Origin of the sequence: Bartonella sp. CL70QHWL, assembly GCF_042194855.1 — a bacterium.
GTDB lineage: Bacteria > Pseudomonadota > Alphaproteobacteria > Rhizobiales > Rhizobiaceae > Bartonella.
On record NZ_JBHINJ010000026.1, the window covers coordinates 1 to 10,650 of the forward strand.

General features: G+C 37.6%; 6 protein-coding genes and 2 pseudogenes. 7 read left to right on the forward strand and 1 reads right to left on the reverse strand.

Going from position 1 to position 10,650, the window contains the following annotated elements; all coding sequences use genetic code 11:
• The 7 genes and pseudogenes from ACFIJZ_RS08660 to ACFIJZ_RS08690 all read left to right on the forward strand — a co-directional run.
• Positions 1–1,998 (forward strand): DUF637 domain-containing protein (locus ACFIJZ_RS08660; RefSeq protein WP_375631704.1); only part of this gene is annotated, 1,998 nt, incomplete at its 5' end.
• Positions 1,999–2,050: 52 nt separating this feature from the next.
• Positions 2,051–2,629, forward strand: coding sequence for an SMI1/KNR4 family protein (locus tag ACFIJZ_RS08665; protein WP_375631706.1), 579 nt, complete (start codon positions 2,051–2,053; stop codon positions 2,627–2,629).
• A 52-nt stretch (positions 2,630–2,681) separates the two neighbouring features.
• A pseudogene (locus tag ACFIJZ_RS08670) lies at positions 2,682–3,161 on the forward strand (SMI1/KNR4 family protein); the annotation flags it as partial.
• Positions 3,162–3,163: 2 nt separating this feature from the next.
• Complete coding sequence (locus ACFIJZ_RS08675; protein ID WP_375631708.1) at positions 3,164–3,628, forward strand: SMI1/KNR4 family protein; 465 nt, start codon at positions 3,164–3,166, stop codon at positions 3,626–3,628.
• Between the two features lie 102 nt (positions 3,629–3,730).
• Positions 3,731–4,309 (forward strand): SMI1/KNR4 family protein, encoded by a 579-nt coding sequence (locus tag ACFIJZ_RS08680; RefSeq protein WP_375631710.1) that lies wholly within the window; start codon positions 3,731–3,733, stop codon positions 4,307–4,309.
• A 52-nt stretch (positions 4,310–4,361) separates the two neighbouring features.
• Positions 4,362–4,590: pseudogene (locus ACFIJZ_RS08685) on the forward strand (SMI1/KNR4 family protein); the annotation flags it as partial.
• 71 nt (positions 4,591–4,661) lie between these two features.
• Complete coding sequence (locus ACFIJZ_RS08690; RefSeq protein ID WP_375631712.1) at positions 4,662–7,292, forward strand: DUF6990 domain-containing protein; 2,631 nt, start codon at positions 4,662–4,664, stop codon at positions 7,290–7,292.
• A 964-nt stretch (positions 7,293–8,256) separates the two neighbouring features.
• Here ACFIJZ_RS08690 and ACFIJZ_RS08695 read toward each other — a convergent pair.
• Positions 8,257–10,650 (reverse strand): type ISP restriction/modification enzyme (locus ACFIJZ_RS08695; RefSeq protein WP_375631713.1); only part of this gene is annotated, 2,394 nt, incomplete at its 5' end.

Genomic DNA, 10,650 nt, shown 5'->3' on the forward strand with positions numbered 1-10,650 from the left:
GCCGGTGCGGCTATCGTGGCCTTGGCTGTCACGGCGGTTACGGGCGGAGCAGCCTCGGGCGCTGCCAGTGCCATTACCGGTGCTTTGGGGCTTGGCTCGAGTACCGCCATGAATGCGGCGATACAGGCAGGTGTCCAAGCACTGATTAACAAAAGCGCTGTGGCTCTTGTCAATAATCGCGGCAACATTGCCGGCGCCTTGCATGAGCTTGGCTCTTCAAAGAATGTTCTCAGCATTGTTTCGTCGATGTTGACAGCAGGCTTAACCAGCCAACTAACGGAAATGGCAGGTGTTGGACAATCTTTGCCAAAAACCGCTCCTTTTGTCGATCGTATCGCCCTTGAAGCGAAAAAGAACTTGATCAAAGCCGCCATTGGCACAGGCGTGCAGACGGCTCTTGAGGGCGGCTCTCTTGACAAGAACTTTTTTAACAATCTGCGCATCGCTCTGTCTGATACGGTTGGCAAATCGTTGGCAGAAGAAATCGGTACCGCCAAGGCAGAAGGCAAAATAGACACGGTCACACAGATCGTTGCCCATGCTGGTCTTGGCTGCTTAAAAGGCGCTGTTGCGAGTGGTGCTTGCACGGCCGGTGCTGTGGGGGGTGCTGTGGGCGAAGCCACTGCTATGCTCCAGTTTCAATTGTGGGTGCAAGGCATTGTGAAAGAGGAAATGGGGGACCTAAACGGTCGCACCCCAACTCCGGAAGAGGAAGCGCGTATAAACGCAAAGATTGATGCGCAGTTTGCTGACTTTAGAGATCACACCATTGATGTTGCAAGGGCTGCCGGGGGCGTTGCTGCCGCCATTGCCGGTGGCGATGTTGATGCCGGCGCCGATGCCGCTGGTAATGCCGCTGCAAATAACTTTTTGGGTAGTGCACAACGCGCTCAGATGAAGAAAGAGTTAGAAGAGTGCCCTGATGATCAGTGTCGAAGAGATGTTAACGAAAAATGGTTCGAGATTGATGAACAACAAGATAGAACTTTTTCGACAGGAATTATGACTGGTCTCATTGCCGATGCACCAATCAAGCTATACGAGTTAGCTGATGGCGCTGTGAAGAACATGATGTTACAAATAATGATATTTGCTAGCAATCCATGGGGGGGCGCGAAAAGGGCTGTTAAAGACATTGAAACAGGAGCGTCTTGGGTCGTGAGTGGACATGTGATTGATGATGCCTGGGAAGGTGCTGGTCAATTCTGGGGAGGTGTTGAGGATGCGTTTATAGGGGATATAGATTACGTAAAAGAGAATCTTGAAAAAGCGGGGGTTGACGGAGCTTTTAATGCTGGTTTTGAAAGTGGAAGATTATCAGCCGGAGTGTTAGAAAACTTTGCTGGAGGAGCTGGAGCAGCCAAGGGAGCTATAAATCTTGGCAACAAGGCTGTGATCAAGTTCATTGCTAGGAAAGATTTTGCTCAATTCGCTTCCAAGAAAAATCTTGCAGAATTTGCAGCTCAAGGAGATCCTGACAAACTTGCGGCGAGGAAAGAACTGACCAAACTCGCTGCTAAAGAAAAAAAGCTTTGGTTAAAAAAGAAACCCACTAAATTTACTGATAGCAAATTTGGACAGACAAACAAAGCCTATCAGAGAGACGACCTGTTTGATCCTAACAGAGTTTCTGATTGGGAAGAAAAAGGAAAAACGGTGTGGGGCACCAATGTTGAAAGGATGGAAGCAGGAAGAGCACCTATAGGATTTGATGGAAGGTCTGTTGAGTTGCATCACTTAAAGCAAACACATGAGGGGCCCATAGCAGAAATGAGCAAAGAATCTCACCAAAAATATAATTCCGTAATCCATGCTCCTTCCAAAACACATCAATCACTTATAGAGAGAAAAAAGTTTAAAAAATGGAGAGAGGAATATTGGAAGGAACGCGCTAAAGGGTATAGAGAACAAAAAAACAGTAATTTAGGAGGAATAATTGATATGAAATGGAGTATCATAGGGATAGATTTTGACAGATGGGGACAAGAGCATCGGTAGTAATGCTCTACGGTTGATGAAAAGAGAAAAAAGAAGTTTGGAGAAATAATCGATGAAAATCTATACTTTAGATGATGTTGCAGTATTAATTGATAAAGTGAATAAATATGATGATGATATTATCCATTTTCGTATTAAAGATAATGCAGTTGATGATCTTGTGATTGAAAAGGCGGAGAAAGCTCTCGGTTTACAATTCACATCGTCTTACAAGAGTTTTTTAAAAAATTATAAAGGTGGGGACATTAGTGGTGAAGAAATCTATAGTCTTTATGAGCATCCTATAGGTGTTTCTGTTAATGACGTTGTTTTCCAAAACTTAAATGATAGAAGAGATGGTTTTACGACACCAGAACAGCTTATCGTGTGTTACGCTGATTTTGATGAAACCTTTTATTTTGATTATACGCAGTTTCGGGATGGTGAATGCCCACTCTATGTCAGGTTTCCATTGGATAATTGCGAATATTACGCGAGTAATTTTTATGAGTTCCTTTGCAAAAGAATTAAAGTACACGCGGGAGTTGAGATACCTGATGGTGATCAACCGATTGAAAAGATTGAGAACACTCCCACTCCGCAACCTATCCCTTTTTACAAGAGTTTTTGGAAAAAACTATGGAAGAGGTGAAATTGATAGGGGAAATATGGAGCGTTTATAACGCACGTTTTGAGGATCATCCATGAAAACCTATACCTTAGCTGATGTTGCAGTATTAATTGATAAAGTGAATAAATATGATGATGAGATTATCAATTTGGGTACTGCAGAAAATGCAGTTGATGATCTACTGATTGAAAAGGCGGAGAAAGCTCTCGGTTTACAATTCACATCTTCTTATAAGAGTTTTTTAAAAAATTATAAAGGAGGAGAAATTGGAGGTTATGAAATCTGTAGCGTTTATAGGGATTGTGGAATAGGTATTGCTGCTGGTGATATTGTTTTCCGCAACTTAAATAATAGAAAAAGGGGTTTTGCGACACCAGAACAGCTTATCGTAAGTAGAACAGATTTTGGTGAAACCTTTTATTTTGATTATACGCAGTTTCGGGATGGTGAATGCCCACTTTATGTCATGCTTCCATCTGAAGATTGCGAATATTACGCAAGTAATTTTTATGAATTCCTTTGCAAAAAAATTAAGGAACATGCAGGGGAAGATTCGTGAAAACTTACAATTTATCGGATGTTACACAATTAGTTAGTAAGTATAGCGATAGTGTTGATTTTGGCTCTACAGATGAAGCCGTTGATGATGTACTAATTGAAAAAGCAGAGGGGATTCTTAAATTGCAATTCACAACCTCCTACAAAAGTTTTTTAAAAAACTATGGAAGAGCGGAGATCTGTGGTGAGGAAATATTAAGTGTTTATAATACAAATTTTGAAATTGCTCGTAGTGATGATATTGTTTATTATCATATAACGGATGTAGAAAATGGTTTAGCAAAACCACAGCAGCTTGTTGTGAGTAGAACTGATTTTGGTGAGACATTTTATTTTGATTACTCTCAGTTTCAGGATGGTGAATGTCCGCTCTATCTTAAGTTTCCACCTAGCGATCCCCAGTATTACGCAAGTAATTTTTATGAATTTCTCTGTAAAAGAATTACAGATAACTTGAAGTAAATTTCTTTGTATGGTGGTTTTACTTCCGAATTGCAATGTTAAACCACTATTTTTTATTTTCAAGAATGCAGGCATCGTTAATATTTTTAAGGGGGATCATCTATGAAAACCTATACCTTAGATGATGTTGTAGTATTAATTGATAAAGTGAATAAATATGATGATGAGATTATCAATTTTGGTACTGCAAAAAATGCGGTTGATGATCTTGTAATTGAAAATGCGGAGAAAACTCTCGGCTTACAATTCACATCGTCTTACAAAGTTTTTTTAAAAAATTACAAAGGAGGAGAAATTGGTGGTGATGAAATCTATAGTCTTTATGATAATCCTATGGGTATTCCTGCTGGTGATATTGTTTTTCAAAACTTAAATGCTAGAAAACGTGGTTTTCTGACACCAGAACAGCTTTTCGTGAGCAGTACTGATTTTGGTGAAACCTTTTATTTTGATTATACGCAGTTTCGGGATGGAGAATGCCCAATCTATGTCATGCTTTCATCTGAAGATTGCGAATATTACGCTAGCAATTTTTATGAATTCCTTTGCAAAAGAATTAAAGAAAGCGTGGGAGAAGAGATACCTGATGGTGATCAACCGATTGAAAAGATTGAGCACACTCCCACTCCGCAACCTATCCCTTTTTACAAGAGTTTTTGGAAAAAACTATGGAAGAGGTGAAATTGATGGAGGAAATATGGAGCGTTTATAACGCACGTTTTGAGGATCATCCATGAAAACCTATACCTTAGATGATGTTGCAGTATTAATTGATAAAGTGAATAAATATGATGATGAGATTATCAATTTGGGTAGTGAAGATGATGAAGAGAATGAAACAGATGATTTACAGATTGAAAAGGCGGAGAAAGCTCTCGGTTTACAATTTACATCGTCTTACAAGAGTTTTTGGAAAAAACTATGGAAGAGGTGAAATTGATAGTGAGGAAATATATAGTCTTTCTAGAGAGCCTAAGTATTACATAAGTAATTTTTATGTAAAAGAATTACAGATCATGCTGGGGGAATGATGATGCAAACCAAAGATGTCACAGAGATTTTAAAAAGACTGGGCTGGGAGCCTTATCGTGATAACGTGGGGGATACTTTTGCGCATTATCATCTTCCCGATCGCATTATTGGCATTGGCTATGGTGTAAAAAATTATGGAGAGAGAGGCAAAGAGTTTTTGCTTTCGGCTGATCTCACCACCGCTGCTTATTGTCTTGGCTGGGAATATTCTAGAGGTGAAAAATCACAGCGTAAATATGGAGATGTGCTGTTTTATGCGAAGGAGGATTTTAATGTTAAAGCTCCAGATCTTTCCGAAAGCCATATCACAACCGCTTTAAACAAAGTGGTTGCATGGGCGCAAGCACAGGATATTGAGCAAAAATTACGCGAGGAAGCTGCTAATCATTCTGCCGTTGCACAAGCATTACTTGGTGATATGGAGGCTTTAAGGAGTGATAGATCTACTCCAAAACTATCTGTGCCAGAATTTGCATATTATAAAACAATGACATCGGATGATCGCCTGCTTTTTTTTGCGCAAGCCTATAAAAATGGGGAGTTGGATGATATTCTAACGCGCAAAAAAAACAAACAGCGCTCGATAAGCCTCACAGCAGCAATGCGCGTTCTCAAAACACAAGGGTGGTTTTCTACGGAGCCTGGAAAAATGTGGTTGATTTTGCCCGACCGCTTCATTCAATTTGATTTTGGTTTTATACGTCTCCATGACAATTACAATGTCTGTATTGAAGCTGAAATATCTAATGAAATGATTTCTGTCGCTTGCAATTGTATTCACTATAGTGAGGAATATTGGTGCGTTTCTCCTAAAAATATTTATAATTCTTTTAATACGATTGGGGGGGGGATTTTTAGTGGTTTTGGTAAAGGCATTGATATTTGTGTAGAGACATTAGATGAGCAAGAGCTTATCAAAATCTCTGAGCGGATAATACAGTGGGCACGTGCCCAAGATTTACAAGCATCAATAGAAAGCAAAACACGTGTTCAAAAGTATAGCTACAATATACGTATAGTCTGGCATTTGGCTTGTTTAGCATTGACAGGTCAAATTGATGTCCTGAAATCTTATCAAAATTTTTTAGAAGCAGGTACGATTTCTGAAATTTTGGATGACCGTGAAGTAGAGAGATATATTAACCAGGCCGTTCAATTTGCTGAAGAATATCTGAAAATCCTTAATGAGCGAAAAGCTATAGATGATCGTCTTAGTTTACAAGATTTGTCTTTTCTTAATACAGTTTCTGAAGACTTAAAAAGGATGGACTGGACAGTCTATCGTGATAAAAATTACAATTGCAATGCTTATTTTATAAAGAAAGATCGTATCATTAATATAGTGTACAACCTTGATAAAAACGGAGAGACACCATTTGTTACCTTCAAGGTTTCTCTTTCAACACTTGGTTTTTCTACAGCTTATCGATCTATTTTCATCAATACTCCCCAATATACCGTTCTTAAAGAATCAGAAGAAGTTTATGCAGTTTCTAGTACTGAATTGGATGAAGGCAAGCTGAAACAGATCAGTGCGGATATTTTGTGCTGGGCTGATCGACAAAATGTGAATCAAATCATCTATGATTATGCGGCTTTGTCCCCAGACAGTGAATATGATTTTGCGAAGTTGCACCTTATTGCACTTATTCTTATTGGGGATGTTGAAAAACTCAAATTTTATAAGGAAAGTTTGAAGGATAAAAACTTTTCAGCTTTGATAAGGGAAAACATAGCACATATTATTGATAACGTCCTTGCTCTTGCACGCCGTTATCGGACTGGTTTTCCTAAAAACGCTCCGATTTTGAGCTTGGATCCGCAAACAGCATCTGTTGCTTCTAAAACAACTGCTGTTGAAGCGGCAGAGGAAGTGGATGAAGCGGATGACACTGATGATCGTCTCACCATGGAAAGTGCTCATGCACTTTTAAAAAGCTTAGGCTGGTCAACCGAGAAAATCAATGAGAATGATCATATGGCAAGCTATCAATTGGCTGATCGTGAAGTAGACATTCTTTATAACGACGAAATTGCCAAAGATTACCCACAATTTGATAGCGCTTTTATGATTAGTACTGGCATTCTTTCCACCGCTTGTAAATTCATTTATCCTACCCACACGGAAGATATTCCAGATATACAGCTTAATTTTGAAGCAAAGGGTTTAGAAATCTTTGAACCAGAAGTCACTGCGGATCGCTTAAAGCAAGCGCTTGATGACGCGCTAAAATGGTCGGTAACAGACATTGACCTTTCTAAAAGACTTCGCTCTGATTATGGCGCTGCTCCTTGGGAAAAAAGCACCACGTCTAAAGCAAACGATGCACATTATGCTTTACTTCATCTTGGCGCTCTTGCTTTATTGGGTGATGCTGAAACCTTACAATCTTATCAGCAAAGCTTTACGGCAGGTGATCACCTAGGTTTTGACGAGAGCATCAACAAAACCCACCTTGAACGTGCATTAGCTTTAGCCAAAGAAGTAGCAAAGGTGAAGCAAGTGAGTTACGCTTTGATTGAACGGGTAGCAAAAGATTTTGATGATCAACAAGAGGTTACCAGCAAGGAGCAACCCCGCTCGTGGAAAGAGAAAATAGTCAATTTTATCGGAAAAAAAGACAAGAAATAGACCTAAAAAATATCGAAAAGATCTCAGAAATTTAGAAAATAAGGTGCGGTCCAAAGCCTTGATCACTAGTTGAAAAACTCAACAGTGGTGTGGCTCTGATCATGGTTTTGGTGCAAGATTTAAAGGAAATAACCTATTATTTCATAGATTATCAAAATCTCTTTTAATGGGCTTTTGTCTATTTTATCGGTTATGTCAGTTTATTTAACAGACGAATCTTATGATTTTAGTGAATGATTAAAATGTGCTTTATGAAAAGCATATGATCCTTTAAGCCTTTCAAAAGAAAGGGATTATAATCATAATAGATGCTATCAAGACCATTATGGTTATGAGTTTTGGAGGTTTAGGGGGTTTTGGAGGTGCTTTTTACGCTCCCCCCTTTACATATTTTTCAATAAAAAATAAAAGTCATTATATTTCAATAAGTTAATCTTTCAAATAAACAACCTATATTAAACGTAACACATAAATACAATTTTTAATATATATTTAAGAGGGTTTTGTAGGTGTTTTGGGGGGTTGAGAAACCTTCAAAACCTATAAGTAATATAAGAAAATGAATATATATAACTCTCTTTAAACAAAGCTTCTGATAACAATAAAGCTATCATTTTAGATTACGGTATAATCTTTTAAAGGCAATGTAAAAAAATCTAATTCTATTTAAGAGTGGATTTCTTAAAAATCTTAAAGCAATCTAAATAAGAGTATCTAAAAGTGCAAATGGTTTCTTTTTAGAATAACGCATGATAAATTATTCCTTTTAAGATTATAGGTAATCAACTCACAAGATGATACGTTTAAAGAATTTACAAAAGTCCATTAAAGAGATCTTGATAACGTAATTATTTCCTATCTTAGTTTATCTCATAACAGATGATAAAATAGACTGTTATTTAAACTAATACATAAGCGGATTTAATAAGATTGGCATGCCCATTATGTGAGCATGCTTTATAAGTTATTCAGTTTCTCTAATCTCTAGTTTTGGTAGGTTCTTAACGATTTTCATTGTCTCTAAACTTATGGTAATAACCCTCTGAAATAACTCTAGAGGGTAGGCAGGGTTGCCAACGGTTTCAACAGCATAGCGATTGGCATCATTGACAATACCACTCTTTTTATCAGTCTTAACGCATTGACGCCCCATAACCCATTCAAGAGCAGGCTTGCCATTGACGATATACTCATAAGCTTCAAGAGGGATATCTGTTATGGTAATATTGCTATTGTAAATAACAGTCGATTTATCCTTTTCCTTACTATTCTTAATTTTTGCGAATTTCATTTCAGTCACATAATAGAATTTTTCGAGATTAGAGATTTCTGTCTGTTTTGGATTACCCTTTTTAAAGATCACGGGATAAGGCTCTACATCTTCATAATTCACGTGCAAATGACCTAGTTCACGTCCTGCTGTTACAAATTTCCAAAAGTCATCAGCACTCTTTACACACGGGATACGAGGCAATTCTTTAGAGAGGTTATCAGCATAACGGGCACGATAATCTTCCGAATGAAGTATACCGTAAACATAATAGAATAGATCATCCTTAGTGATTTTTTCATTAGGATAAGCTGCTTTAAAATGTGCTAATCCTTCATCAGTTATGGCATCATGCCTCTGTAAACCAACAGTTTTGTTTTCCTCTATAGAGTCTGTAAATAAAAGGGTTTGTTTCTCACTTTTACTTTTTGAAACCGTAGCATCTTCATAGATATATCTTGGAAAGCATTGACTATTCTCCATCACTTGAAATTCAGGCACATTCTTAGTCATAATAACAGAAAAATCTTTCTTTGCTCCCGTACCTGTAATTTGTATTACTCTATTTTCAACCGCTTGCCCCATTGGAAATATACATGGAATTTGGGCAACCATTTCATTAAAGGCACGATTGTAATAGAGCCATTGTTGTGTAAAAGGACGATATAGGCTTTGAATAAGGCATGTATCTTCAAATTCAAAAATCTTTCCTTTAGTTAAATGTTTCTTAAGATTAATACTCCAACTAATTTTGCTTTCATCGGCATTAACAAAATTATCTACAGTTTTAGTACGTGTTTTACCGTTATCATGTGTATAAACACCATTAAAACGCTCCACTTCACTATTGTAGAAAGTAATCATATTACTCATATTCTTCGCGAGAGTTTCATTGCTTGCATTGTATGCCCAAGCATCACGATTGGTTTTTAGACCACAAGAATAAATCTCAAACAGTTTTTTACTATGAGGTTTCTTATCACCTAAAGCTAGGAATGTCTTGAAACTGTCATCACGTTGACCAAGCCAATCATTATGCTTATCCGGTATAATTATTTGCCAACCTTGTTTGCTCTGTGTAATACCATCAATGCTACCAAATTTTTTAATTGTCTTAAGCTTTTTTTCTCTTGTGAGATAATCTCCAATATCACGGAAATATATTTTCCCACGCTGTTGAGATTCTGGATTTTTTATGAGAATAGAGATAGCTATGGGAGCCCGTGATCCAGAACCAAAAATCTTACCACCTTCTTTTCGCGAAAGTTCTCCAGAGGTTCGTTGATTACCCCGTAAATGGAAAATATAAAGGCTGCTAAATTCCTTAACGAGGCATTTTCTTAAACCATTTAAAGAACATGCATTAATAAACCCTGCGTTTGTCACAAAACCAATAATACCACAATCTTTTATACGGTCACTAGCCCATCGAATTGCTCGTATATAGCTATCATAAAGTGCTTGCATATTGATTGATTCAGATTGAGCAGCATAAGTTTCACTGATACGATTATCTAATATGGGATAAGGGGTATTCTTCGCATTATCATTAGCACTTTTTTGACCAGTTGAATAAGGCGGGTTGCCGAAGATAACTTCGATAGTCAAATTTTTCTGATGTTCCAAATATTCACTGTTTTCTTTGAGTATACCTTCCATAAGATCTTGTTTTTCAATCATTCGAAACGTATCAGTCAAACCAATATGCTTGAAAGGGATATAATTTCCTTTCATAAGACCATGATAGGTTGCTTCGATATTAATGGCTGCTATGTAATAGGCTAGCAAGACAATCTCATTTGCGTGGATATCATAACGGTATTTATATTCCATATCCTCTGGTTTGATGAGATTGGATTGTAATAGCCGTGTGATAAAGGTCCCAGTACCCGTAAAAGGGTCAAGAATAGAAACACCACGTGATCCTAGACTTTTTCCAAATTCATGACGCAACACATCATCAACAGAATGAATGATAAAATCAACAACCTCAATGGGAGTATAAACAATGCCTAATTTTTCTACTGTACGCGGAAAAGCATAACGGAAAAATTCATTGTAAAGCTCTACAATTAAACTTTGTTGTGC